This is a genomic window from Pelomonas sp. CA6, assembly GCF_022549225.1.
Taxonomy (GTDB): Bacteria; Pseudomonadota; Gammaproteobacteria; order Burkholderiales; family Burkholderiaceae_C; genus Roseateles.
Genome location: NZ_JAKZFD010000017.1, coordinates 17777 through 43506 on the forward strand (window position 1 = coordinate 17777; position 25730 = coordinate 43506).

Here is a 25730-nt window from a genome sequence, read left to right on the forward strand (position 1 = left end):
GACCGGGAGACCGCGATGAATCAGCAGATCCTGTCGCAAGACGAAGTCGATGCCCTGTTGCAGGGCATCACCGGCGAGAGCCAGAAGCTGGAGGCCGAGGAGGTCCAGCAGGGCGGCATCCGCGAGTACAACCTCGCGAGCCAGGAACGCATCGTGCGTGGGCGCATGCCCACGATGGAAATCATCAACGAGCGCTTCGCCCGCAACATCCGCGTCGGCCTGTTCAACTTCATCCGCAAGAGCCCCGAGGTCGCGATCGGCGGCATCAAGGTGCAGAAGTACAGCGCCTTCCTGCGCGAGATCGTCGTCCCGACCAACTTCAACATCGTCTCGGTGAAGCCGCTGCGCGGCTCGGGGCTGATCGTCTGCGACCCGACCCTGGTGTTCGCGGTGATCGACTCGCTGTTCGGCGGCATCGGCAAGTTCCACACCCGCATCGAGGGGCGCGACTTCTCCGCAACCGAGCAGCGCGTGATCCTGCGCCTGGTCGAGGTCATCACCACCGAATACATGAAGGCCTGGAAGGGCATCTATCCGCTGGAGCTGGAATACCAGCGCTCGGAGATGCAGCCCCAGTTCGCCAACATCGCCACGCCCAGTGAGATCGTCGTCGCGACCTCGTTCACGCTGGAGATCGGCGAAACCAGCGGCACGGTGTACTTCTGCATCCCCTACTCCACGCTGGAACCCATCCGCGACGTGCTGTACAGCACCACGCAGGGCGACTCCGCGGAGCCGGACCGGCGCTGGGTCAACCTGCTCAAGCACCAGATCCAGTCGGCCGAGGTCGAGCTGGTGGCCGAGCTGGGCCATGCGCCGGCGACGGTGGAGCAGCTGCTGGCCTTCAAGCCCGGCGACTTCATCGAGCTGGACCTCGAACAACTGATCAAGGCCAAGATCGACGGCGTGCCGGTGTTCGACTGCCACTACGGCACGTCCAACGGCAAGTACGCCCTCAAGGTAGACAAGATGCTGACCGGCCCGGACTCGGGCTGGCTGGGAGCACGCAATGTCGGCTGACACCCCCATGGACGAACAGGACGCAATGGCGGCCGAATGGGCCGCAGCCCTGGCCGAGGCCAAGGGCGATACCGCGCCCAGCAACGTGGCCGAAGAGGTCCAGCCCGCCGCGGAGCAGGTGGCGCCGGCCGCCTTCACCAACTTCTCGCCCACGCCCACCAACATGCCGGGCAGCGACATCAACATGATCCTGGACATCCCCGTCCAGCTCACGGTTGAACTCGGCCGCACCCGCATCCCGATCAAAAACATCCTGCAGCTGGCGCAGGGCTCGGTGGTGGAGCTCGACGCGCTGGCCGGCGAGCCCATGGACGTGCTGGTCAACGGCTACCTGATCGCCCAGGGCGAGGTGGTGGTGGTCAACGACAAGTTCGGCATCCGCCTGACCGACATCGTCACGCCGTCGGAGCGCATGCGCCGCCTCAGCAAGTCCTGACCCCCGGCGGCACCGGGGGCCTGACCAGGCGCCGCTCGCGCAGCGGCGACAATCTCGCCCCATGAACACCTCCCTCGCCCCCCTGCTCTGGTTCTTCGCGATCCTGGCGCTGATCCCGCTGGCGCTGTGGCTGCTCAAGCGCAGCCCGCTGGGCGGCGCCGCCGCGGCGGGCCAGCTGCGCAGCGTGGCCCAGTTGCCGCTGGGGCCGGGCCAGCGCCTGCTCATCGTCGAGGTGGGCCAGGACGCCGACCGCCAGTGGCTGGTACTGGGCGTCACGGCGCAGCAGATCCGCACCCTGCATGTGATGCCGCCGCAGCCCGACGTGGCCACGGCGGTGGCCCAGCCGGCCTTCGCGCAGCTGCTCAAGAGCCGCCTGGGCGGCCACACGGAGGGCCCCGATGCGCGCTGAACCGGGCCGCGGCGCAAGCGCCCGCGCGCTGTTGCGCATCGCCGCGCTGACGCTGCTCGCGGCCGGCTCCGCCGCCGCGCTGGCGCAGAGCGCGCCGGCGCCGGCCACGCTGCCGCTGGTGATTGGCCAGGGCGCCGGCGGCAACAGCTACTCGGTGCCCATCCAGACCCTGCTGTTCTTCACCGCGCTGGGCTTTCTGCCCGCGGTGCTGCTGATGATGACGGGCTTCACGCGCATCGTCATCGTGCTGTCGCTGCTGCGCCAGGCGCTGGGCACGCAGGCCGCGCCGCCCAACCAGGTGATCGTGGGCCTGTCGCTGTTCCTCACCTTCTTCGTGATGAGCCCGACGCTGGACAAGGTGTACGCCGAGGCCTGGCAGCCCTATTCCAGCGGCCAGATCGCCTTCGACGAGGCGCTGCGCCGTGCCGAAGTGCCGATGCGCGGCTTCATGCTCAAGCAGACGCGCCAGTCCGACGTCGCGCTGTTCGCCAAGCTCGCCAAGCTGGACCCGGCCACCAAGCCCGAGGCCGTGCCCTTCAAGGTGCTGGTGCCGGCCTTCGTCACCAGCGAACTGAAGACGGCCTTCCAGATCGCCTTCATGATCTTCATCCCCTTCCTGGTGATCGACATGATCGTCTCCAGCGTGCTGATGAGCCTGGGCATGATGATGCTGTCGCCGGTGCTGGTGGCCCTGCCCTTCAAGCTGATGCTGTTTGTGCTGGCGGACGGCTGGAACCTGCTGCTGGGTTCGCTGGCGGCCAGCTTCGCCCAATAGCTTTCGAGGAGCGCGCATGGATGCTCAACAGGTCTTCACCTTCGGCCAGCAGGGCCTGTACATGCTGATGCTGGTCGCCGCGCCGGTGCTGCTGACGGTGCTGCTGGTCGGCGTGGTGGTGAGCGTGTTCCAGGCCGCGACGCAGATCAACGAGGCCACGCTGTCCTTCGTGCCCAAGATCGTCGCGGCGGTGCTGGTGATGGCGGTGGCAGGGCCCTGGATGATGACCACGCTGGTCGAGTACATCCAGCGCACGCTGCAGGCCATTCCGTCCGCGGTGGGCTGACCTTGTTCGGCGTCACCGAGGCTCAGCTGCTGGCGTGGCTGAACCCGCTGCTATGGCCCTTCGTGCGCACGCTGGCGCTGTTCGCCGGCATGCCGGTGTTCAGCCAGCGCAACATGCCCATGCGCGTGCGCGTGGGGCTGTCGCTGTTCGTCGCGCTGGCCATGCAGCCCTCGCTGCCGCCCATCCCGCCGCTGCCGCTGGATGCGCCGCCGCTGCTGCTGGGCCTGGTGGGCCAGCAGCTGCTGATCGGGCTGTGCATGGGCTTCGCGGTGCGCCTGGTGTTCGCTGCGCTGGAGTTCGCCGGCGAGCTGATCGGCCTGCAGATGGGCCTGAACTTCGCCGGCTTCTTCGACCCCGCGACCGGCAGCCAGGGCACGGCCAGCAGCCGCTTCTTCGGCAGCATGGTGGCCTTTCTGTTCATCGCGATCAACGGCCACCTGCTGCTGATCGACGCGCTGGCGCAGAGCTTCCACGCCTTCCCGGTCGGCGAGGAGCCCTTCCGCTTCCTGCGCGTGGCCCAGCCGCAGACCTGGGGCGCCGAGATCTTCCGCATCGGGCTGTGGATCGCGCTGCCGCTGATCACGATGCTGATGTTCGTGAACCTGGTGCTGGGCGTGATCTCGCGCGTGGCGCCGCAGCTCAATGTGTTCTCGGTGGGCTTCCCGCTCACCGTCAGCGTGGGCCTGCTGGGCCTGACCGCGACGCTGCCGCTGATGCAGCAGCCCTTCATGGTGGCGCTGGAGCGGCTGCTGGCGGTGTTCGGCTAGCCCCAGGCTAGCCCTGCACCAGCCCGTTGCGGATCGCGTAGACGGTCAGCTCGGAGTTGTTGGACAGCCCCAGCTTCTCCAGCACGCGGGCGCGGTAGACGCTGACGGTCTTGGGGCTCAGCGTCAGCTCCTCGGCGATGTCGGACAGACGCTTGCCCGACGCGATCATCACCAGGGTCTGCAGCTCGCGGTCGGACAGCTTCTGGTGCGCCTGCTCCTGCGTCGGCGCGGTGAGGCTCTCGACCAGCATCTGCGCGATCTCGGGCGTCACGTACTTGCGCCCCTGGGCCACGGTGCGCACCGCCTGCACCAGCAGCTGCGGATCGCCGCCCTTGTTCACATAGCCGAAGGCGCCGGCGCGCAGCGCGCGGATCGCGTACTGGTCCTCGGGGTACATGGAAACGATCAGCACACGCACCGACGCGCCCTCGTCCTTGAGGACGTGCAGCACATCCAGGCCGCTGCGCCCGGGCATGTTGATGTCCAGCACCAGCACGTCGCAGCCGGGCTCCGGGCCCAGCGTGCGCATCAGGCTGCGCAGCTCGCCGTAGTCGCCGGCCTCGCCGACCACCTCGATGTCCGGCGCGTCGGCCAGCGTGTCGCGGATGCCGCGGCGGATCAGCGCGTGGTCATCACAAAGAATCACCTTGATCATGCTTCGCCCCAGGCGGATGGGTCATGTTCCGGTTCGAAGACCGGTTCGTCATCCTCGTCGGCGGCGATCACCGCGCGCAAGGGGACGGACAGAATGAGGCTGGTGCCACGCGGACCGCTGCTGAGGTCCACCCAGCCGCCCACGGTGGCCGCGCGCTCGTGCAGACCGCGGATGCCGAAGCTGCGCGCCTTGCCCAGCGCGCCGGGGGCCAGGCCCTGGCCGTTGTCCTTGACCTCCAGGGTCAGCACGCCGCCATCCACGCTCAGTTCGATGTCCACGCGGCTGGCGCCGGCATGCTTGGAGACATTGGTCAGCGCCTCCTGCGCGGTGCGGTAGGCCACCAGCGGCACGCCGGCCGGCAGCTGCACGGGCTCGCTGCCGGTACGCACCGTGGTCGTGATGCCGGTGCGGCGCTCGAAGCGCGCCGCCATCCACTGCACGGCCGCCACCAGCCCCTGCTCCAGGATGGCCGGACGCAGGTTGTGCATGATGCGCTGGCTGGCCTCGATCGCGCTGGAGACCGTCTCCAGCGCCGACTGCACGCGCTGCAGGATCACCGGGTCCTGGCTGTGGCGCGCCATCCACGCGAGGTCGAACTTGATCGCCGTCAAGGAACCACCCACATCGTCGTGGATTTCCCGCGCGATCGCGGCGCGTTCCATCTCCACGCTGGTCTGCAGATGGCCGGCCAGCTCGTGCAGTTGCTGCTTGGACTTGAGCAGCTCGCGGTCGGCCTCCTCGCGGGCGCGCTGCGCCTCGGCCGATTCGATCGCGTGCAGCAGTGCCGGCGCCAGCCGCGCCAGGTTGTTTTTCAGCAGGTAGTCCGACGCGCCGGTGCGCATGGCCGCGACGGCCGTGTCCTCGCCGATCTCGCCGGACACCAGCACGAAGGGCACCAGCCGCCGTTCCTGCTTGAGCCGGTCCAGCACCACCAGGCCGGAGAAGCCGGGCAGGTTGTAGTCGGAGATGATGGCGTCCCAGGGCTCCAGCAAGGCTCGTTCGATGTCGGCCAGTGAGTCGACGCGCCTGCATTCGAACTCGAGACCGGCGCGTTGCAGCTGGGCAAGGATGAGCTGATGGTCGAGGTCGGAATCTTCGACATGCAGCAGGCGCAGTCGGCGCTCGGCAACAGGGGCGATGGACATGGCCGCGAGTATGCCAAGTTTGTCTCAGCTTTCCGGCCGGACTGGGCGCGGCGCCGAATCGGCCCTGCACAATGACCAACATGAATCGGGATAACCCTGAAGCAGCCAGCGGCTTTGCCCAACGAATCCGTGAATAGCGCGGGGATTGCCCACATAGTCCTGTCGACAGGGGACACAGAATTACCGAAGATGCCGGGTATTGACGCCGATCAGCCATGCCCCCCATGCGCCAGCCAGGTGGCGCGGCGGGGCCCCATCAGCGTGGAGCCATGATGCAAGTACAAGAGTCCATCCAAGACCCGGGCCCCGGCATGTCGCCACTGCTCGCAGCAGCGGAACTGCAGGACCATCTGATGACGGTCACCAACGATCTCGAACGTCTGCAGCGGCTGCTGGACGACGCCGGGGAGTCGCTGTCCGCGCATTTCTTCAGCGCCTCGGGGCTGGTGGAACAGTTGATGCCCAGCGCCAGCGAGCAGGACCGGCAGCGCCTGCAGACCCTGATGCTGCACCTGGCCGGCGCGATCACCGCCCTGCAGTTCCAGGACATGTCCAACCAGCTGATCGCGCATACCAGCCAAAGACTGCGCAATTGTGCCGATCAATTGGCCCGGGACACCTTCGGCGATGACGAGGACGGGGCCGCCGTCGTCGAAACTGCGCCTATCCGACCCAACCCGGTCACCCAGGACGAGATGGACGCCGGCTCCATCGAGTTGTTCTAAAGAATTTCGGCCCGAAACCGAAAACCGTATGTCATCCGGAGAGAAAACAATGCACTCGATTCTCGCTGTGGACGATTCGGCCTCCATGCGCCAGATGGTCTCCTTCACGCTCAAGAATGCGGGATTCAATGTGGTTGAGGCCGTGGACGGCCAGGACGCCTGGGAAAAGTCGGCGACGCGTGACTTCGACCTGATCCTGACGGATCAGAACATGCCGCGCATGGATGGCATCAGCCTGACCAAGAAGCTCCGCGACAACCCCAAATTCAAGACCACCCCCATCCTGATCCTGACCACCGAGTCCAGCGACCAGATGAAGCAGGCCGGCCGCGCCGCGGGCGCCACCGGCTGGCTGGTCAAACCGTTCGACCCGGCCAAGCTGATCGAGGTCATCGGCAAGGTCATTCGTTGAGAAGGTCGGACAGGAGTACAGCATGGGAGAAATGAGCTCCGAGGGCGCCAACCTGGGCGCAGGCATCGACCTTAGCCAGTTCTATCAGGTCTTCTTCGAGGAAGCCGGCGAGAACCTGGACAACATGGAGCAGCTGCTGCTGAACCTGAATGTCGAGGCGCCGGACGACGAGGAATTGAACGCGATCTTCCGCTGCGCCCACTCCATCAAGGGGGGCGCCGCGACCTTCGGCTTCAATGATGTGGCCGAGCTGACGCACCAGATGGAGACGCTGCTGGACAAGCTGCGCCGCCATGAGCTGAGCCCGACCTCGCCGATGGTGGACGTGCTGCTGCAGTCCGGCGACGCGCTGCGCGCCCAGCTGGCGCGCCACCAGGGCTCCGGCGCCGATGCGCTGGACACCACGGACCTGCTCGCCCGCATCAAGTCCTTCGTCGACGGCGGCTCGCCGGCCGCGGCCCCCGCCGCGGCGGCTCCGGCCCCCGCGCCGGCCGCCGCCGCGCCCGCGCCGGCTCCGGCCGCGCCCACCACCTCGGTGCGCCTGCTGGAGCTGCAGGTCGGCCCGCTGACCGATCCGGCGCAGGCCGACAACCTGCTGGAGCTGTTCAAGGAGATCACCGATCTGGGCACCATCGAGCCGCTGGATGCCGGCGTCTCGGCCGACGGCATGCGCCGCTTCAAGGTCATGACCAGCAGCTCGGACAACGAGCTGCTGGACCTGTTCACCTTCCACGTCGCGCGCGAGCAGGTCAAGATCCTGCCGCTGGGCCCCGGCTATGGCTTCCATGAGGGTGCGCCCGGCGCGCCGCCGGTGGTGGAGAACAAGGACCCTGGCTACGGCTTCTTCGACGACGCCCCGGGCCTGCCCGTGCAGGTGGCCGCCGAGGCCCAGCCGGTCGAGGCGCCCAAGCCCGTCGCCACGGTCGCCAAGCCGGTGCCGGCCAAGGCCGAGGCCGGCCGTGCCGGCGCGGCCAGCATGGACCAGTCCACGCTGCGCGTCTCGGTCGAGAAGGTGGACCAGCTGATCAACCTGGTCGGCGAACTGGTCATCACCCAGGCCATGCTGGCGCAGAACAGCCGCAACCTGGATCCGGCGCTGTACCAGCAGCTGTCCTCGGGCCTGGCCGACCTGGAGCGCAACACGCGCGACCTGCAGGAATCGGTCATGTCCATCCGCATGATTCCGATGTCGGTCGTGTTCAACCGCTTCCCGCGCATGCTGCGCGACCTGGCCGCCAAGCTGGGCAAGAAGGTGGAGCTGGTCACGCAGGGCGAGGCCACCGAGCTGGACAAGGGGCTGGTCGAGAAGATCACCGACCCGCTGACCCACCTGGTGCGCAACAGCTGCGACCACGGCATCGAATTGCCCGCGGAGCGCCTCGCCAAGGGCAAGCCCGAGCAGGGCACGATCACGCTGGTGGCCTCCCACCAGGGCGGCTCCATCGTCATCGAGGTGCGCGACGACGGCCGCGGCCTGAACCGCGAGAAGCTGCTGAAGAAGGCGCGCGAGAAAGGCATCGACGCGCCCGACACCATGTCCGACCAGGAGGTCTGGGGCCTGATCTTCGCCCCGGGCTTCTCGACCGCCGAGCAGGTCACCGACGTGTCCGGCCGCGGCGTGGGCATGGACGTCGTGAAGAAGAACATCACCTCGCTGGGCGGCACGGTGGAGATCGACTCCGCCGAAGGCTATGGCATGAAGGTCTCGGTGCGCCTGCCGCTGACGCTGGCCATCATGGACGGCATGAGCGTGGGCGTCGGCGAAGAGGTGTACATCCTGCCGCTGTCCTCGGTGGTCGAGTCCTTCCAGGTGCAGGCGGACACGATCAAGACCGTGGGCGGCACCGGCCGCGTCGTCGAGGTGCGCGACGAATTCATGCCGGTGGTTGAACTGGAACAAGTCTTCCACGTGCCGCGCTTCGATTTCGAGCACGTCAGCTCCATCATGGTCGTCGTCGAGGCCGAAGGCGGCCGCGTCGCGCTGCTGGTGGATGAGTTGCTGGGCCAGCAGCAGGTGGTGGTCAAGAACCTCGAGGCCAACTACCGCAAGGTCACGGACGTGTCCGGCGCCACCATCATGGGAGACGGCCGCGTGGCCCTGATCCTGGATGTGGGCAGCCTGGTGCGCCGCTCCCGGCACTGATCCCAGCACGCTGGGCCCTCAAGACACAGAAAGTTGGTGAATCGGATGAACCTCAGCGCCCTGCTGCGACAGTTCAGCATCCGCATGCGCATGATCGGCGCGATTGGCGTCGTTCTGGTGCTGCTGCTGATCGTCGGCAGCGTCGGTCTGTTCGGCATGAATTCCATGCGAACGCAGACTCAGCAATTCATGGACATCTCGGTGGCGAGCGGCAAGCTCGTCACGCGCATGGTCGCCGCCCAGGGCGACGTGCGTCGCTACGAGAAAGACATGATCATCGGCTACGAAAAGCCCGAGACGGTCAAGCAACGCCGCGCGCAGTGGGACGAGGCGCGCAAGAGCGTGGAGAGCCTGGGCCGCGAACTCGCGGCGATCAGCCCGGCCGAAGACCGCGTCGTTATCGACCGCTTCAAGACCGCGATGGACAGCTATGCCGAACAGGCCAGCAAGGTCATCAACCAGCTCGAGTCGGGCGGCTATGACAACGCCGCGGTGGCCGACCGCCTGCTGGACGCTGCCAAGCAGCGCGCCGGCGAGGCCGAGAAGCTGCTCGCCGACCTGCGCGGCAAGTTGGACGAGGAAGCCCAGGAGGCCAAGGCCCACGCCGAGACCACGCGCTCGCGCGTGCTGTGGATCTTCGTGCTAGTGCTGGCGGTCGCAGCGCTGATCGTCGTGCCGCTGACGCTGCTGAACATGGTCAGCATCTGCAATCCGCTGGCCGAGGCCGAGGCGCTGGCGACCGCGATCGCCGGTGGCGACCTGAGCCGCCACATCAAGGACATCGAGGGCCGCGACGAAGCCTCCAAGCTGATGCAGTCGCTGCAGCGCATGCAGGAGGTGTTGCAGGGTCTGGTCGGCGAGCTGCGCAGTTCGGCCGATTCCATCCGCACCGCGTCCGCCGAGATCGCCACCGGCAACCAGGACCTGTCGGGCCGCACCGAGCAGACCGCATCCAACCTGCAGCAGGCCGCGTCCTCGCTGACCCAGCTGACCGGCACGGTCAAGCAGACCGCCGATTCCGCACGCACCGCCAACCAGCTGGCCTCCTCCGCGTCCGGCGCGGCGGCCAAGGGCGGCGAGGTCGTGAGCCACGTGGTCTCGACCATGGACGAGATCAACACCAGCTCCAAGCGCATCGGCGACATCATCGGCGTGATTGACGGCATCGCCTTCCAAACCAACATCCTGGCGCTCAACGCCGCGGTGGAAGCCGCGCGGGCCGGCGAACAGGGCCGCGGCTTCGCCGTCGTGGCCGGTGAGGTGCGCAGCCTGGCGCAGCGCAGCGCCGAAGCCGCGCGCGAGATCAAGACGCTGATCGGCGCCAGCGTCGAACGCGTCGAGACCGGCGCGCGCCTGGTGCAGGAAGCGGGCAGCACGATGAGCGACATCGTCAGCAGCGTGCAGCGCGTCAACGACATCATCGGCGAGATCACCGCCGCGGCCAGCGAGCAGAGCGACGGCATCACCAACGTGAACCAGAGCGTGGCCCAGCTGGACCAGATGACGCAGCAGAACGCAGCGCTGGTGGAGGAATCCGCCGCGGCCGCCGAAAGCCTGCGCGACCAGGCCGAGCGCCTGGCGTCTGTGGTCGGCCGCTTCCGCATCCGCGAGGGTGCGAGTGCCGCCATCCAGGCCCGCCCCGTCGTCAAGGCGCCGGCCGCCATCGCACCCGCGCCGGCCGTCCGCGCCACGCCCGTCAAGACGGCCGCGGCGGCGCCCCGCCCCGCCGCGACGCCCAAGCGCCCCGCGCCCGCCACTTCCGCCGCCTCGCCGGCACCGCTCAAGCCCGCGCCCAGCAAGCCCGCGGCCAACCCGGTGGCCGAAGGCGAGTGGGAGAGCTTCTAACCCCCTCACCGTGAGGCTTCCATGGAAATCGTCCAGCAACAGACCCCAAGCACCCCGGTGGCCCAGACCGGCGCCCTGACCCTGCCCTCCGGCAGCGTACATGCGCCCACCAGCGGCGAGTACCTGACCTTCCGCCTCGGCGAGGAGGAATACGGCATCGACATCCTGAAGGTCCAGGAAATCCGCTCTTACGAGCAGCCCACCCGCATCGCCAACGCGCCCGAGTTCATCAAGGGTGTGGTCAATCTGCGCGGCGTGATCGTCCCCATCGTCGACCTGCGCCTGAAGCTGGGCTGCGCGACGGCCGAGTACAACAGCTTCACCGTCGTGATCGTGCTGAACGTGAAGAACCGCGTGGTCGGCGCGGTGGTGGACTCGGTGTCGGACGTGCTGGAACTCAACCGCGAGGCCATCCGCCCCGCGCCGGAGCTCAACGCCAGCGCCGTGGACACCAGCTTCATCATGGGCATCGGCGCGGTCAGCGAGCGCATGCTGATCCTGATCGACATCGAAGGCCTGATGAGCAGCGCCGACATGGGGCTGATGGAAGGTCTCTGATCTCGATGCGCGACCGGGCCTTGCCCGGTCGGCCGCCCGGCGGGGGCGGATGGCCCGGGGAGACCCTCGGGCCATGAACACCGCGGCGGCCGGCGCGCCGCCTCAGCAAAGCGCCACGAATCGAATGAGGGGCAGCATAGCCTCGGGAGGGTTACCGTTGTCTTAGAGCAAGGAAGAACCATGTTCGATTCGATCAAGACCCGTTTGATCGCACTGGGCGTTGGCATCGTGGCCGTCACGCTGCTGGCCGTCACGGTCGCCAACTACATGACGGTTCGCGGCCACTCCATACGCCAGGTCAACGCCAGCCTGGACGAACTGGCCGCGGCGCGCGCCGGCGCCATCCACCAATGGGTGAAGGGCCAGCGCAACATCATCACCGCGCTGCAACCGGCCATCGCCGCCGCGGACCCGGTACCCATGCTGCAGCAGGGCGCGAAGTCCGGCCTGCTGGACGCCGCCTACATCGGCTTTGCCGACAAGCGCATCGTCTTCGACAAGCCGCAGAACCTTCCCGCCGGCTACGACCCCACGTCGCGCCCCTGGTACACCCAGGCGGCCGCGGCCAGCGACACCGTGCTGACCCCGCCCTACATGGACGCCAGCAAGGGCCGGCTGGTCGTCACCTTCGCGCAGGCACAGAAGGCCGGCGGATCGGTGCAGGCGGTGATCGCCAGCGATGTCTTCCTGGACGACGTGATCGCCACCGTGAAGGCGATCAAACCCACGCCGTCCGGCTTCGCCTTCCTGTTGTCCAAGGACGGCAAGATCGTCGCCCACCCCGAGGCCGGGCTGTCGCTGAAGCCGGCCAGCACCCTGTCCGACAAGCTCGATGCGGCCGGCCTGGCCCAGGCCACGCAGGCCGGCGGCCCGTGGCTGGAAGCCGCGATCGGCGAAGGCCAGTACCTGGTGCGCGGCGTGGCCATTCCCGACTCGGACTGGCTGCTCTTCGTCGCCGCTGACCGCCGCGAGGCGCTGGGCTCGCTGAGCTCGCTGCTGAGCAGCGCCGCGATCGCGGCGCTGGTGATGATGGTGCTCGCCGGTCTGCTGATGGCGGGCGCGGTCACCGCGCTGCTGCGGGGCGTGGACCGCGTGCGCGCCGCGCTGGACGAGATCAGCGCCGGCGGCGGCGACCTGACCCAGCGCCTGCCCGTGCATGGCCGCGACGAGGTCGCGCGCATCGCCGGCTCGTTCAATGTGTTCGCCGAGAAGATCCAGCACATCCTGCTGGACGTGCGCTCCGCGTCCAACTCCATCACCACGGCCTCCAGCGAGATCGCGATGGGCGCGCAGGACCTGTCGCAGCGCACCGAGCAGACCGCGTCCAACCTGCAGCAGGCCGCGTCGTCGATGGAAGAGCTGACGGGCACCGTGCGCCAGACCGCCGACGCGGCACAGACCGCCAACCAGCTCGCCTCCTCGGCCTCCAGCGCCGCGGCCAAGGGCGGCGAGGTGGTGAGCCAGGTGGTCTCGACCATGGACGAGATCAATGCCGCGTCCAAAAAGATCAACGACATCATCGGCGTGATCGACGGCATCGCCTTCCAGACCAACATCCTGGCGCTGAACGCCGCGGTGGAGGCGGCGCGCGCCGGCGAACAGGGCCGCGGCTTCGCGGTCGTGGCCGGCGAGGTGCGCACGCTGGCGCAGCGCAGCGCCGAGGCCGCCAAGGAAATCAAGTCCCTGATCGGCGCCAGCGTCGACAAGGTCGAGGCCGGTTCGCGCCTGGTGGAGGCGGCCGGCGCGTCGATGAACGACATCGTCAACAGCGTGCAGCGGGTCACCGACATCATCGGCGAGATCACCGCGGCGGCCAGCGAGCAGAGCTCCGGCATCGCCCAGGTCAACGACGCCGTCGTCCATCTGGATCAGATGACGCAGCAGAACGCCGCGCTGGTGGAGGAGTCCGCCGCCGCCGCGGAAAGCCTGAAGGACCAGGCCCACAAGCTCACCGAGGTGGTGTCGGTCTTCCGCCTGGGTCAGGACACGCCGGCCGCGCAGGCCCGGCCGGTCCACAAGTTCGCGGCCACGCCCGCCGCCGCAGCCCCCAAGGCCGCGGCCGCCAGCCCGAAGCCGGCGCCCTCGCCCGCCGCGCGCAGCGCCCCGCCGACCAAAGCGGTCGTCACGGCCAGCCCCGCGCCGGCGCCGGCCGCGGCCTCGCGCACGAGCACACCGGCCCCCGCCGCCGACGGCGACTGGGAGACCTTCTGAAGCGCGCGCCGACGGGTCGCCCCCAAGCAAGAGCCCCGGAACGGGGCTCTTTTTTCATGCCCTTGCCGCGTGGCGGCCCCGCAGGGTGCGCCGCGCGGTTCAGTTCACATCCGCCTCGCGCAGGGTCTGCGCCACCGGCCGCGTGATCACGCCGCGCAGGCCCCACCAGCCCGCCAGCTGGGCCAGCAGTGCGCCGACGACGACGCAGCCCAGCACCGCCAAGGGCTTGGGCTGCCAGTCGAATTCAAAGACATAGTGCGTCAGGCCCCAGCCCAGGCCCTGCGAGACCAGCCCGGCCAGCAGCCCCGCCAGCGCGCCCACGCCCAGCAGCTCCGCGCGCTGCACCGCGGCCAGCAGCGTGGACGGCGCCCCCAGCGCGCGCATCAGCGCATATTCGCGCGTGCGCGCGTCGCGCGAGCTGGTGGCCGCGATCAGCAACACCACCAGCCCCAGCGCCAGCGCGACCAGGAAGAGCAGCTGCACCGCCAGGATCACCTGCTCCAGCACCTGCTGCACCTGGGTCAGCTGTGCCGACACGTCGATCAGCGTCAGGTTGGGAAAGTCGTGCGACAACTGACGGTCCAGGCCCGCCGGCGAGCGGTAGGCGGCGATGTAGGTGGCCGGCAGCTCGGGCATCGCCGCGCGCGGGAAGAGCACGAAGAAGTTGACCCGCATCGACGCCCAGTCCACCTTGCGCAGGCTGGTGATGCGCGCCTCCACCGGCATGCCGGCGACGTCGAAGCGCAGCTTGTCGCCCAGGCGCAGCCCCAGGTCGCGCGCCAGGCCCTGCTCCACGCTGAGCCCGTCGGCCTCGCCGTCTCGCCACTGCCCGCCGACCACCTGGTTGTGCGCCGGCGCCTGCTCGCTGTGGCTGAGGTTGAATTCGCGCTCCACCAGGCGCTGCGCGCGTTCGTCCTGGAACTGCTCGGGCCGGATATCGCGGCCGTTGATCGCGACCAGGCGGCCGCGGATCATCGGATACCAGTCGTGGTCCTGCACGCCAGCCTTCTTCAGCGCCGCCAGGAAGTCCTGCTGCTGCTCCGGCATGATGTTGATCGCGAAACGGTCCGGCGCCTGCGCCGGCGTGGCCATGCGCCAGCTGGCGATCAGGTCGGTACGCATCAGCACCAGCAGCGCCAGCGCCAGCAGGCCCACCGCCAGCGACGCCACCTGCAGCACCGCGAAGGCCGGACGCGCCGCCACCTGACGCGTCGCCAGACGCAGCCAGCGCGGGCCACCGGCCTGCGGCATCAGCCGGCGCAGCAGCCACACCGCGGCATAAGCCACGATGGCGAACAGCGCCAGCGCCGCGGCAAAGCCCAGCGCCGCCATCAAGCCCAGGCGCAGGTCGCTGGCCAGCGCCACCAGCACGCCGGCAAAGCCCAGCAATCCCGCGGCCAGCACGGCCAGCGAGGTGGCGCGCGGCTGGCCCAGCTCGCGCCGGATCACGCGCAGCGGCGGCACCGCCGCCAGTTGCAGCACCGGCGGCAGCCCGAAGCCCACCAGCAGGCACAGACCCAGGCCCAGCCCCAGCAACAGCGGCCACAGGCTGGGCGCCGGCAACTCCACCAGCAGCAGCCCGCCCAACAGGCCGACAAAGCCCAGGTGCAGCAGCCAGCCCAGCAACACGCCCAGCAGGCTGGCCGCCAGGCCCACGCCGATGAACTCCAGCGCATAGGCCCAGGTCAGGCGGCGCTGCGGCTGGCCCAGCACGCGCAGCATCGCGCAATCGTCCAGATGGCGGTTGGCGAAGTCGCGCGCCGCCAGTGCCACCGCCACCGCGGCCAGCAAGGCCGACAACAGGGCGACGAGGTTGAGGAACTTGGTCGCACGGTCCAGGGTCTGGCGCATCTCGGGCCGGCCCGATTCCAGCGATTCCAGGCGCACGCCGCGCAGGCCCTGGGACTTGATCAGCGCCTCGGCGCGCTCCACGAAGGCCTTGGCCTGCTGAGGCTGCGCGGCCAGCACCGCGAAGCGGTAGTTCACCCGGCTCGCGGGCTGGATCAGCGCGGTCGCCGCCAGGTCGGCCTGCGCCAGCATCACGCGCGGCGCGAAGCCCAGGAAGCCGGCCCCGCGGTCGGGCTCGGTGGCGATCACGCCGGCGATGCGCAGTTGGGCGTCGCCCAGCAGCAGCGGCTGGCCCGGCTGCAGCTGCAGCGCGTCCAGCAGCGCCGGGTCCACCCAGACGCTGCCCGGCGGCGGCGCCCCGACATCGCGGCCGTCGCTGAGGCGGACACGGCCGCGCAGCGGATAGGCCTCGCCGACGGCCTTCACCGAGACCAGGCGGCTGGCGCCGCCCTGCGCGTCCGGCGCCCGCGCCATGCTGGCAAAGGAAACGTTGTCCGCCGCGCGCAGCCCCAGCGCCGCGGCCGCCTCGCGCAGCGCGGCCGGCGTGGGTTGGTCGCTGACCACCACCGCGTCGCCGCCCAACAGCTGCCCGGCATCACGGCGCAGGCCCTGGTCCAAACGGTCGGACAGAAAGGCCACCGCGCAGACCGCCGCCACCGCCAGGCACAGCGCCAGCACCAGCAGCTGCAGCTCGCCGGCGCGCGCATCGCGCCAGGTCTGGCGCCAGGCCATGCGCCAGACGGAGGGGGCCTGCCGTGGCAAGGCCGGTGCCGCGGCGGCGGACGAGGAGGCTGCGGGGGCGGAAGCAAGGTCTTGGTGTGCCATGGCGGGACTTTAACGAAGCGCCCATGGCGGCGTCTCGGGTCATGCAATGGCCTTGAATCCTGCGTACAAGCGCACGCGACGGTCGGCGCAGGCGCGGCTGCTTCAATGAGGGCATGAACACGCCCGACACCCTCCGCACCCCAGGCGTCGCCCAGGCCGCCCAGGCCGGCTTCGCGCCGCTGTTCTTCTCCCACGGTTCGCCGATGATCGCGCTGCATCCCGGCGAGGCCGGGCGCTTCATGCAGGCGCTGGGCCGCCGCCTGGACCGCGCGCGGGGCCGTCCCGACGCGGTGCTGGCCATCTCCGCCCACACGACGGCGCGCCAGCCCGTGCTGCTGGGCGCGGCACGGCACGAGACCATCCACGACTTCGGCGGTTTTCCGGCGCCGCTCTACGCGCTGCGCTACGACGCCCCCGGCGCACCCGCGCTGGCGCAGCGGTTGAGCGAGCAACTGGGCCTGCCGCTGCTGGACCGCGGCGGTCTCGACCATGGCATCTGGACCGTGCTGCGCGCCCTCTATCCCGACGCCGACGTGCCGGTGCTGCCGCTGGCGCTGCCCGTCCAGGCCCCCACGGCCGACTTGTTCGAACTCGGTCGCCGGCTGGCGCAGGCCGTGGGCCCGAGGGTGCTGGTGATGGGCACCGGCAGCATCACCCACAACCTCGGACTGGCGCTGCGCGAGGCGCGCGAGGACGCGCCGGAACTCCCCGAATCGGCGGCCTTCCGGCGCTGGTTTGCCGAACGCAGCGCCGCGCGCGACTGGGCCGCGCTGCGGGACTATCGGCGCCAGGCGCCGCACGCGCAGCTGATGCACCCCACCGACGAGCACCTGCTGCCCTGGTATGTGGCCGCCGGAGCCGGGGGCGAGGCGTTCGCGCCGCAGCGCCTGTACGAGGGCGTGACGCTGGGCAGCCTGGGCATGGACCTGTATGCCTTCGGCCCGCAGGCCGACGCGCTCAAAGCCCCGCCCGGCTTGTCCTGATGTGCCCGATGAGCGGCCGCCAGGCGGCAGGCCGCGTCGCGGTCAGATGAAGATGGCGCCCAGGATGCCCAGAATCAGCACCCACTTCAGCACGTAGTAGCCGGTGCGCGAGCGGGCCTTGAAGGCCTTGGCCTTCAGGCGCACCTGGTAGAAGTGGAAGAAGAACTTGTTCAGCCCGCCGATGGGCTCGCTCTCCAGGTTCTGCGTCGCGGCGGCCGTCATCACGGCCTTGCCGAACCAGCGGTTGAGCCAGCGCACCGGCGCGAACCACAGCGGACGCTCCACGTCGCAGAACAGGATCACGCGCTGCTGGTCGGTGCTGTTCTCGGCGTAGTGGATGTAGGTCTCGTCGAACATCACCGCCTCGCCGTCGCGCCAGTGGTAGCGCTCGCCGTCAACCTCGATGAAGCAGCCCTCGGCATTCGGCGTGGCCAGCCCCAGGTGATAGCGCAGCGAACCGGCATAGGGATCGCGATGGCGCACCAGGCGGGCGCCGGGCGGCAGCGACGCGAACATCGCCGCCTTCACCGACGGGATGCGCTGCAGCAGCTCCACCGTCTTGGGGCACAGCGCCTTGGCCGAGGCCATGTCCACGCCATACCACTTCAGGTAGAAGCGCTTCCAGCCGGTGCGGAAGAAGGAATTGAAGCCGATGTCGTTGTAGCCCGACGCGGCCTTGATGTAGCCCTCGTCATTGAGCCTCAGCGCCTCTTCGCGGATGAGCTGCCAGTTCTCGCGCAGCAGCTCCATCTCCTTGAAGTCGTCCGTCTTCAGGTAGGGCGTGGCCGGGGCCCGCGAGAACAGATACATCAGCGCATTGACCGGCGCGATCAGCACGGTGAAATCGAACAGCGCGCGCTGGATGGGAAAACGCACCCGGCCGCGGAAATGGGCATACAACGCCGAAGCCACGAAGACCATCAGCACCCAGTAACGCACCGGCGGCAGCCACTCGGCCATCTCACTCTCCCTGCGCCGACGCGGGCGCGCGAACCGACAAAAGGCGTGATTATCCGTCGTGGCTTTCCACCTGTTTGGGCGCCGCCTTGACTTCGGACAAGCCGGGAGGGTGCTTCTGCGTTTAGGATGCGCACTCTAAATTTGCTCACTCCTCCCTTTCTGCATGAAACCGGACCCGTTCAGCAGCGCCGAGGCGGCGCCCGCCCCGACCACCCCTGCCCAGGTGCCGCCGGGCGCCCCGCTCCCCGCGCGCAAGCACATCCGCGCCTGGATGGCGCCGGTGTCCGCCCAGCGCACAGGCCTCGCCGTCGCCCTGCTCGTGCTGGACTGGGCCATCTTCCTCGCCCTCATCTGCGCCGTCGTCCTGCTCACCCCTTGGTGGGCCAAGGCCCTCGCCGGCACCGTCGCCGGCTTCGTCATCGGCCGCCTCTTCATCATCGGCCACGACGCCTGCCACCAGAGCTACACCCCCCACCGCAGCCTCAACCGCTGGCTCGGCCGCATCGCCTTCCTCCCCTCCCTCACCCCCTACAGCCTCTGGGAGGTCGGCCACAACGTCGTCCACCACGGCTACACCAACCTCAAGGGCAAGGACTTCGTCTGGGCCCCCTACACCCAGGCCGAGTTCGCGGCCCTCTCCCCCTCTCGCCGCCTGCTCGAGCGCATCTACCGCAGCGGATGGGCCCCGGGCCTCTACTACTTCATCGAAATGTGGTGGCTCAAAATGTTCTTCCCCAGCCGCACCCACATGCCCTCGCGCCGGCCCATCTTCTTCGCCGACAGCGCCCTCGCCCTCGCCGCCGCCATCGTCTGGATCTCCGCCCTCGTCGGTGCCGCACACGCCACCCAGCAATCCGCCTGGGCCCTCGTCGGTTGGGGCTTCGTGCTCCCCTTCGTCTTCTGGAACTTCATGATCGGCTTCGTCGTCTACGCCCACCACACCCACACCGCCGTGGTCTGGCACGAGGACAAGAGCGCATGGGGCGCCGCCGACCCCTTCGTCTCCACCACCGTCCACCTCAAGTTCCCGCTCAAGATCGGCGCCCTCATGCACCACATCATGGAGCACACCGCACACCACGTGGACATGAGCGTGCCCCTGTACGGCCTCAAGAAGGCTCAGGCCATCCTCGAGCACGCCCTCCCAGGCCGCATCGTCATCCAGCAGTTCTCCTGGCGCTGGTACTTCGACACCGCACGCCGCTGCAAGCTCTACGACATCGCCGCACAGCACTGGACCGACTTCAAGGGCCGCCCCACCGGCCAGACCTCCCTCGGACGACTCGCGACTTCGGGCTAGAATGCGCCACCGAACGCGGGCGTCGTTCAATGGCAGGACCTGAGCTTCCCAAGCTCAAGACGTGGGTTCGATTCCCATCGCCCGCTCCAGAATGGAGTACAGCAAGGCCCCGGATCCCGATAGATCCGGGGCCTTGTCGCTTTGCGGGCCTGACCAGCGGCGTCCGCCGAGAATGCCGGAGGTGCCCCCCGCCGGCGCATGCGCCATGCTCGCGACAGCCTGCCCGGGTATACCGATGTCCCTGAGCGTGTCAGAGCAGAAAGGCGTGTATGAGAGTGCTCCTGGTGGAAGACGAGCCCGAGATGGCCTCGGCCCTCAGCGACGCGCTGGCCCGTCACAACATCCTCGTGGACCACGCCGCCAACCTTGCGCAGGCCAGCGCCGCGGCCGCGAGCTGCGCCTACAGCATCGTCGTGCTGGATCGCCAGCTGCCCGATGGCGACGGCCTGAGTCTGATCCCCGAGCTGCGCGCGGCGAAGAACACCGTCCCGGTCCTCGTGCTCACCGCCCGGGGCGAACTATCCGACAAAGTCGCCGGACTGGACCATGGCGCGGACGACTACCTGGCCAAGCCCTTCGCGGTCGAGGAACTGCTGGCGCGCCTGCGCGCGCTGGCGCGCCGCCCCGCCCAGGTGGAGCGCGACGTGTTCACCGCGGGCCTGCTCGTCTATGAGCATGTCAGCAGCGAGGCACGCGTCGGCGAAAAGGTGCTGGACCTGACGCGTCGGGAGATCCTTGTGTTGGAGGCGCTGCTGCGGCGCTACGGAAGGATGGTGCCGCGCGCGTTGCTGATGGAGGCCGTGTTCGCGCTGGACGACGAGGTGCAACCCAATGCACTGGACACCCATGTCTCGCGGCTGCGCAGAAAACTCGTGGATGCCGGCAGCGGCCTGGTCATCAGCAGCGTCAGAGGAGTCGGCTACCTGTTGCGGGAGGCGTGATGAGCTTGATCAAGCCCAAGTCCCTGCGCTGGCAGCTCGTGCACCGGCTCATCCTGGCCCAGGCGGCCGTGGCGCTGGCCATCAGCCTGCTCACCTATGCCGCGCTCACGGGGCTTTGGTACAAGGGCGTGCTGCTGGGCGGCAACTACGAGCAGACCACCATCGACGCGCTGAAGGAGGCGCTGGAGCGCACGCCCGACGGCCGGCTGCGCGTCGCCGACACCTTGCAGATCACGCATTGGCGCCAGACCATCCCCGGCTTCTGGTTCATCGTCCGCGACGGCCACGGCGCCGAGCTCAGGGAAGGCACCCCGCCCGCCGACATCGTCAGGGTCATGCCCGACCTGGACCGGATCCTGGAGGCCCGGTTCGGCGTCGACTCCAGCGGCCTGGTGATCGCCGACTCCGTCGTCAAATGGGTGAACACCCCGGCCGGCCGCGTGCAGATGATCACCAGCGGGAAGGGAACCGTGTCCTTCTGGCAGGTCCTCACCAATGTCCGCCCGGCGTCCGACCTGACCTTCTTCCTGATCCTCCACATGACGCTGGCCACCGTGTTGGTGACGCCCTTCATCGTCCGTCGCACCCTGAGGAAGCTGGACGCCGCGGCCGAGGATGCGCGCAAGATCGACATCGACGAAATCGGGGTAAGGCTCAGCGCCGAAGGCGTCCCGCTCGAAGTGCTGCCGCTGGTCAAGGCGGTGAATGAGGCGCTGGACCGGCTGGACAAGGGATACGAAAGCCACAAGCGCTTCCTCACCGACGCTGCCCACGAGCTGCGCACGCCGATCGCGATCCTGACCACGCGGCTGTCGGGCCTGCCGCCGGGCCAGATCAAGAACCGGCTGCTGGAGGACTCCGCGCGGTTGACGGCCCTGACCGGGCAGCTGCTGGACCTGCAACGGCTGGAGCAGCAGGCCATGTCCTTCGCACCGGTCGATCTCGTCACGCTGGCGCAGCGCGTGGTGTCGGACCTGGCGCCGCTGGCGTTTGGCGCCGGCTACGAGCTGGACTTCGACACCGAGGCGGCACAGGTCCTCGTGTCCGGCGACCAGATGGCGATCGAGCGGGCCCTGACCAACCTGATGCAGAACGCCATCAACTATGGGGGTCGCCAGGGAACCATCGCGGTGCGCGTGTCGACGGCGGCCTGGGTCGAGGTGTCCGACCAAGGGCCGGGCATTCCCGCGGACGCGCGCGACACCATCTTCGAGCCCTTTCACCGGCTCAAGCAGGACGGCCGCGGCGTGGGCCTGGGGCTGGACCTGGTGCAGAAAGTCATGCGGCTGCATGGCGGGCGCGTCGAGCTGGTGGACGGCCCCTCGTCCGGGGCCTGCTTCCGGCTGGTGTTTCCGAGGCTGGATTGAACCGCGGGATCAGGGCCGCAGCAGCCAGCCGGGCAAGGCGGTGGACAGCGCTGGCCACATGGCGATGATCACCGTGCCGACAAAGATCGCCAGCATGGCCGGCAGCACCGCGCGGGCCACATCGCGGATCGGCTTGCCGAACATCGCGGACGCGAAGTAGAGGTTCATGCCCGCCGGCGGGCATAGGAAGCCGGCCTCCATCGCGGCCAGGAAGATGATGCCGAAGTGCAGCGGCTCCAGGCCATAGCTGCGTGCCAGCGGCAGCAGCAAGGGCACCAGCACCGCGATGGCGGCGAAGATCTCCATCAGGGCCGCGGCGACGAACAGGAAGGCGCACAGCGCGAGCAGGAACAGGTAGCGGTTGGGAATGGCCGCTTGCACCCAGTCCACCGCGCGCTCGGGAATGCCGGCGTCCACCAGGAAGTTGGTCAGCGCCAGCGCCATGCCCAGGATCACCATCACGCCACCGATGAGCTGGACACATTCCTGCAGGCAGCGCCACAGCAGCGCCGCGCTCAGCTCGCGGTGGACCAGGCTCTGCGTCAGCAGCGCATAGGCGGCGGTCAGCGCCGCGCTCTCGGTGGGCGTGCCCAGGCCACTGACCATGGCCCCGATGGCCACCAGGGGCGCCAGGGCCTCCCACTTGCCGGCCCACAACGCCGCGATGACGCGCCGCTTCGCCGGCAGCGCCGTCACGGCGCGCGCGCCCTCCTGGCGCAGATAGCCGCCCAGCAGCAACAGGCAGGCCACCATCAGCAGCGCCGGCAGCACGCCGGCAAGGAACATGGCCTCGATGGGCACGCGCGCGATCACCGCATACATGATCAGCGGCACCGACGGCGCCAGCAGCACGCCCAGCGCACTGGCACTGGTCACCAGGCCGATGCCGCGCTGCTCCGGATACCCCGCCTGGCGCAGCAGCGGCAGCAGCAGCCCGCCCAGCGCCAGGATGGTCACGCCGCTGCCTCCGGTGAAGGCGGTGAAGGCGGAGCACAGCAAGGCCGCGGCGACCGCCGTGCCGCGCAGCCCGCTGCCGAACAGCTGCACAAAGAGCTCGCCCAGGCGCGCCGCAGCGCCCGTGTGCGCGAAGACCAGGCCGGCCAGGGTGAACAAGGGCAAGGCCGGCAGCGACGCGTTGACGGTGATCTGGTAGTGCGACAACGCAATCGACGCCAGAGGCAGGCCCTCGCTCCAGAACAGCGCCAGCGCCAGCCCGCCCAGGACAGCGAAGACGGGCGCGCCCACCAGCAGCAGCGCCAGCAGCCCCAACAGCGCGGGCCACAATGGCCAAGGCCGCCCCTCGCCCCAGGCCGCGGCCAGCCAGCCTGCCATCGGCAGCAGCAGGGCCAGCAGCGGCCGCCAGGCGCGCCCGCCGGCCGCGCGAAGTCCCAGACGCAGGCCCAGCAGCGCAAAGCCGACGGGCAGGCTCAGCTGCACCCACCAGATCGGCACGCCGTAGGCCAGCATCTGCGCGGCCTCGCGCTCGGCCAGGACCAGCTGCCCGCCGGCCTGCGCCAGCATGCCGCACACCCCCGCCGCGCCGCCGGCGGCGAACGCGCGCATCCGGGCCTGCGTCGTGGCGCTGCCCAGGCGGTCCAGGCTGCTGCCCAGGGTCGCGAGATGGCTGCTGCGCGCGGCGGCCAGCGCGCCAAACATCGCCAGCAGCAGGCCCAGGTGCTGGACGACCACGGGCGCGTTCTCGATGCCCCGGCCCAGCGCCGGCCGCGCCAGCATCTCCGCGACCGGGATGACCACCATCAGCACCAGCGCGACCACGGCCGGCCACGAGTCCAGCATCGCCAGCCGCGCCAGTCCCTGCGCCCACCCGCGTGGTGGGAGCGGCATGGCCCGGCTCATTGGCCGCGCGAGGCCCGGTAGGCCTTGAGGTGCATGAAGACCTCGTCAAAGGTGTCGGCCGGCACCATGCTGCCGCGGATGCGGGGGTACAGGCTTTCGGCCAGCGCGGTCCATTCGCGCCATTGCTCGGGACTGGGCTTGTTGACCTTCAGCCCGCGCTTGCGCATCGCGGCCACTGCGTCGTCCACCTCCTGGCGCGCCTTGGCGCGCATGGTGGCCGAGGCCTTCTCGGCCTCGGTGCGCAAGGCCTGCTGCGCGGCCGGGCTCATCTCGTCCCAGGCCTTGCGCGTGATCACCAGCGCGCCGACGATGGGCGCCCAGTTGATGTCCAGCATGTTCGAGGCCGTGGTGTAGATCTGGCTGGCCAGCGCGAAGTACGGCGTCGATGGGACGACGTCAATCATGCCGGTCTGGATCGCGGGCAGTACGTCCGCCGTCTCCAGCGGCACGGGCGTGTAGCCCAGGCTCTTCATGATCGCCTGCTGCTCGGGCTCCGAGCCCCAGGAGAAGAACTTCATGGGCTTGAAATCGTCCGGCCGGAAGGCCGGATGCCGCGAGAAAAAGCGCACCCAGCCGGCATCGCCCCAGCCCAGGATGACGAAGCCCCGCTCCATGAAGCGCTTCTCGATGCCGGGCCGCATCTTCTCGCGCACATGGTCGACCTCGTCCCAGCTGCGAAACAGCAGCGGCAGGTTCTGCAGCGCATAGATGCTGCGGTCGATCTCGCGCAGGCCCACCACCGACATCAGCGCGCCCTGGAGCTGGCCGATGCGCATGCGCCGCGCCAGCTCGGTTTCGCCGCCCTGGCTCCCGTCGGTGAAGACGACGAAACGGGCATTGCCGCCCTGCACGCTGCGCCAGGCTTCGCCCATCTCCATCAGCTGCTGGTGATAGACGGAATTGCGGGGCACCACCGTGCCGATGCGCAGCTGCACGGTCTGGGCCGACGCGACGCCGCTGAGGCCCAGGGCCGAGGCCAGCACGATCAGGCGGCGCTGAGGGGATTGCAAGGAGGACATCATGGGGTTTCGCTGTGCGAGGCAAGAAGAAGGGGGACTCAGAAGCGTTCGTTCAGGGTCTTGAGCAGCCAGGCCGCGCGCTCATGGACCAGTTGGTTGGCCAGGCTGGCGTGTTGCGAGGACACGCGCAGCGCCTCGCGCAGCAGCCGCTCGGTGCCGTCGCGGTCGGCGTTGTGCAGGGCCTCCGCACGCGCGACATAGAGGCCCGCATTGCGCCCGTCGCCCGCCTTCTCGGCCTCGTCGAAGAGGCGTGCTGCTTCCGCAAGGTTGCCTCCGGGGCGGGCGGCCTCCAGGGTCGCGACCAGGCTGGCCAGCGACCCCTGGGCAAAGCCGGGCTCGAGCGACCAGGCCAGGCGCGCCAGGCGAACGGCCAGCGGCAGGTCCGCGACCACCTCGGGCTTGTCCTTGGACAGCGAGATGTAGGCGCCCCACGAGGCGGCGGCCCAGTACGCCAGCCCCACCTCGTCCGCCGTCAGCGCGGGGCGCGCCTGCGGGTCGGCAAGCGCCTGCAGAAAGCCCGGATGGCGGTGCTCCAGTACCGCCATCGCATGCCCATGCGCGCGCAGGTACAGGCGCGCAGCGCGCTGCCGCATGCGCAGCGCCGCCCCCGCGTCCCGGCCCTCGGTGCGCTCGGCGTCGAAGCTCACGAAGGCATAGGCGTACTGCGTGAACCCGCTGGCGACCGACTCGCCCAGCGCGGCATGCCCGGGGGTCTGCTTGAGCAAGGACTCGGAGAATTTCAGATAGAAGGCACTGGCCTCCCGCGCCAGGATCAAATCGTCTTCCTCCGCCATCGATTGGGAAGACCATTCATCCGCGAGCCGGCTCACCAGATACCGCTTGGGCGAGCAGGCCGCGAGCGCGCCGATGACCAGCAAGGACGCGACCAGGCGAAACAGCGATACCAGGCCATGGCCTGCCGTTGATCGACGGGGAAATACCATCATCACTCCCTTTGGATGATTCGCCCATTTGCCTTTCCCATCGAAATTCGCAAATGGCCGTCCAGGACCCAAACCCATGGACGGCCATTGTTTTCAGCACTCTGTCGCCAACATGGCGACAACCGGATTCCCCCTGCCGGATTCGGGCCAAGCCGGGACGACAGGCTATCGACACCTTCCCGAGCTAAAGGCAGGCAGAGCGGCACAAAGAATTACATCCAGCGCACGTCATCAACGCCATTCGCCCGTTCGAGTCCTGTCTTCATGTTCTCTACATGACGACGTCATAAACAGCCCCG

The 25730-nt window shown here is 69.1% G+C and carries 23 protein-coding genes and 1 tRNA gene; 17 read left to right on the forward strand and 7 right to left on the reverse strand.

Features of this window, described 5'->3' with window-relative positions; translation table 11 throughout:
* The first annotated feature begins 15 nt into the window (after window positions 1–15).
* From fliM to fliR, 6 genes are all read left to right on the forward strand, one after another.
* Window positions 16–1020, forward strand: coding sequence for a flagellar motor switch protein FliM (gene fliM / locus LZ017_RS20955; protein ID WP_241398880.1), 1005 nt, complete (start codon window positions 16–18; stop codon window positions 1018–1020).
* A complete protein-coding gene (gene fliN, locus LZ017_RS20960) occupies window positions 1010–1456 on the forward strand; it encodes a flagellar motor switch protein FliN (protein WP_241398881.1) in 447 nt (148 codons plus the stop codon). The genes fliM and fliN overlap by 11 nt, the downstream gene beginning before the upstream one ends.
* A gap of 61 nt (window positions 1457–1517) precedes the next feature.
* Entirely contained in the window at window positions 1518–1865 is a 348-nt protein-coding gene (gene fliO, locus LZ017_RS20965) for a flagellar biosynthetic protein FliO (protein ID WP_241398882.1), read from the forward strand.
* Window positions 1855–2640 carry a flagellar type III secretion system pore protein FliP gene (gene fliP / locus LZ017_RS20970; protein ID WP_241398883.1) on the forward strand — a complete coding sequence of 262 codons (786 nt, stop codon included), beginning with the start codon at window positions 1855–1857 and terminating at the stop codon, window positions 2638–2640. Before fliO ends, fliP begins: the two co-directional genes overlap by 11 nt.
* 16 nt (window positions 2641–2656) lie before the next feature.
* Entirely contained in the window at window positions 2657–2926 is a 270-nt protein-coding gene (fliQ, locus tag LZ017_RS20975) for a flagellar biosynthesis protein FliQ (protein ID WP_241398884.1), read from the forward strand.
* Window positions 2927–2928: 2 nt separating this feature from the next.
* On the forward strand, window positions 2929–3693 hold the full coding sequence (fliR, locus tag LZ017_RS20980; protein WP_241398885.1) for a flagellar biosynthetic protein FliR: 765 nt from the start codon (window positions 2929–2931) through the stop codon (window positions 3691–3693).
* A 7-nt stretch (window positions 3694–3700) separates the two neighbouring features.
* Here fliR and LZ017_RS20985 read toward each other — a convergent pair whose 3' ends face one another.
* Both LZ017_RS20985 and LZ017_RS20990 read right to left on the reverse strand, forming a co-directional pair.
* Window positions 3701–4348 carry a response regulator transcription factor gene (locus LZ017_RS20985; RefSeq protein ID WP_241398886.1) on the reverse strand — a complete coding sequence of 216 codons (648 nt, stop codon included), beginning with the start codon at window positions 4346–4348 and terminating at the stop codon, window positions 3701–3703.
* A complete protein-coding gene (locus LZ017_RS20990; protein WP_241398887.1) occupies window positions 4345–5493 on the reverse strand; it encodes a histidine kinase in 1149 nt (382 codons plus the stop codon). The genes LZ017_RS20985 and LZ017_RS20990 overlap by 4 nt, the downstream gene beginning before the upstream one ends.
* Window positions 5494–5762: 269 nt before the next feature.
* Here LZ017_RS20990 and LZ017_RS20995 point away from each other — a divergent pair, with 269 nt between their 5' ends.
* From LZ017_RS20995 to LZ017_RS21025, 6 genes are all read left to right on the forward strand, one after another.
* Window positions 5763–6218, forward strand: a complete 456-nt coding sequence (locus tag LZ017_RS20995; RefSeq protein ID WP_241398888.1) for a hypothetical protein — start codon at window positions 5763–5765, stop codon at window positions 6216–6218.
* A gap of 49 nt (window positions 6219–6267) precedes the next feature.
* The gene (locus LZ017_RS21000) at window positions 6268–6630 is read left to right on the forward strand and encodes a response regulator (protein WP_241398889.1); all 363 of its coding nucleotides are present in this window, start codon (window positions 6268–6270) and stop codon (window positions 6628–6630) included.
* 22 nt (window positions 6631–6652) lie between these two features.
* Window positions 6653–8773 carry a chemotaxis protein CheA gene (locus LZ017_RS21005; RefSeq protein ID WP_241398890.1) on the forward strand — a complete coding sequence of 707 codons (2121 nt, stop codon included), beginning with the start codon at window positions 6653–6655 and terminating at the stop codon, window positions 8771–8773.
* Window positions 8774–8818: 45 nt separating this feature from the next.
* Window positions 8819–10618 (forward strand): methyl-accepting chemotaxis protein, encoded by a 1800-nt coding sequence (locus tag LZ017_RS22190; RefSeq protein ID WP_277604834.1) that lies wholly within the window; start codon window positions 8819–8821, stop codon window positions 10616–10618.
* Between the two features lie 21 nt (window positions 10619–10639).
* Window positions 10640–11176 (forward strand): chemotaxis protein CheW, encoded by a 537-nt coding sequence (locus tag LZ017_RS21020; RefSeq protein WP_241398891.1) that lies wholly within the window; start codon window positions 10640–10642, stop codon window positions 11174–11176.
* A 180-nt stretch (window positions 11177–11356) separates the two neighbouring features.
* Window positions 11357–13387 (forward strand): methyl-accepting chemotaxis protein, encoded by a 2031-nt coding sequence (locus tag LZ017_RS21025; RefSeq protein WP_241398892.1) that lies wholly within the window; start codon window positions 11357–11359, stop codon window positions 13385–13387.
* A 99-nt stretch (window positions 13388–13486) separates the two neighbouring features.
* Here the strand turns inward: LZ017_RS21025 and LZ017_RS21030 are convergent, their stop codons facing one another.
* The gene (locus tag LZ017_RS21030) at window positions 13487–16060 is read right to left on the reverse strand and encodes an ABC transporter permease (RefSeq protein WP_241398893.1); all 2574 of its coding nucleotides are present in this window, start codon (window positions 16058–16060) and stop codon (window positions 13487–13489) included.
* Window positions 16061–16173: 113 nt separating this feature from the next.
* Here LZ017_RS21030 and LZ017_RS21035 point away from each other — a divergent pair, with 113 nt between their 5' ends.
* Window positions 16174–17043, forward strand: a complete 870-nt coding sequence (locus tag LZ017_RS21035) for a dioxygenase (RefSeq protein WP_241398894.1) — start codon at window positions 16174–16176, stop codon at window positions 17041–17043.
* Between the two features lie 42 nt (window positions 17044–17085).
* Here the strand turns inward: LZ017_RS21035 and LZ017_RS21040 are convergent, their stop codons facing one another.
* The gene (locus tag LZ017_RS21040) at window positions 17086–17982 is read right to left on the reverse strand and encodes an aspartyl/asparaginyl beta-hydroxylase domain-containing protein (RefSeq protein ID WP_241398912.1); all 897 of its coding nucleotides are present in this window, start codon (window positions 17980–17982) and stop codon (window positions 17086–17088) included.
* Between the two features lie 184 nt (window positions 17983–18166).
* Between LZ017_RS21040 and LZ017_RS21045 the strand changes: the two genes are divergently transcribed.
* The 4 genes from LZ017_RS21045 (at window position 18167) to LZ017_RS21060 (ending at window position 21611) form a co-directional block, all read left to right on the forward strand.
* Window positions 18167–19303, forward strand: a complete 1137-nt coding sequence (locus LZ017_RS21045; RefSeq protein WP_241398895.1) for a fatty acid desaturase — start codon at window positions 18167–18169, stop codon at window positions 19301–19303.
* A 15-nt stretch (window positions 19304–19318) separates the two neighbouring features.
* Window positions 19319–19392 (forward strand) — tRNA-Gly (locus tag LZ017_RS21050).
* Window positions 19393–19572: 180 nt separating this feature from the next.
* A complete protein-coding gene (locus LZ017_RS21055) occupies window positions 19573–20244 on the forward strand; it encodes a response regulator transcription factor (RefSeq protein WP_241398896.1) in 672 nt (223 codons plus the stop codon).
* Window positions 20244–21611 (forward strand): HAMP domain-containing sensor histidine kinase, encoded by a 1368-nt coding sequence (locus LZ017_RS21060; RefSeq protein WP_241398897.1) that lies wholly within the window; start codon window positions 20244–20246, stop codon window positions 21609–21611. Before LZ017_RS21055 ends, LZ017_RS21060 begins: the two co-directional genes overlap by 1 nt.
* Before the next feature lie 9 nt (window positions 21612–21620).
* Here the strand turns inward: LZ017_RS21060 and LZ017_RS21065 are convergent, their stop codons facing one another.
* From LZ017_RS21065 to LZ017_RS21075, 3 genes are read right to left on the reverse strand one after another with little or no spacing between them, the layout of a single operon-like run.
* Window positions 21621–23456 (reverse strand): TRAP transporter large permease subunit, encoded by a 1836-nt coding sequence (locus LZ017_RS21065; protein ID WP_241398898.1) that lies wholly within the window; start codon window positions 23454–23456, stop codon window positions 21621–21623.
* An 8-nt stretch (window positions 23457–23464) separates the two neighbouring features.
* Window positions 23465–24490: a TRAP transporter substrate-binding protein DctP gene (gene dctP / locus LZ017_RS21070; RefSeq protein ID WP_241398899.1), complete on the reverse strand. Its 1026-nt coding sequence runs from the start codon at window positions 24488–24490 to the stop codon at window positions 23465–23467.
* Window positions 24491–24525: 35 nt separating this feature from the next.
* A complete protein-coding gene (locus LZ017_RS21075; RefSeq protein ID WP_241398900.1) occupies window positions 24526–25434 on the reverse strand; it encodes a TRAP transporter TatT component family protein in 909 nt (302 codons plus the stop codon).
* Between the last annotated feature and the right edge of the window lie 296 nt (window positions 25435–25730).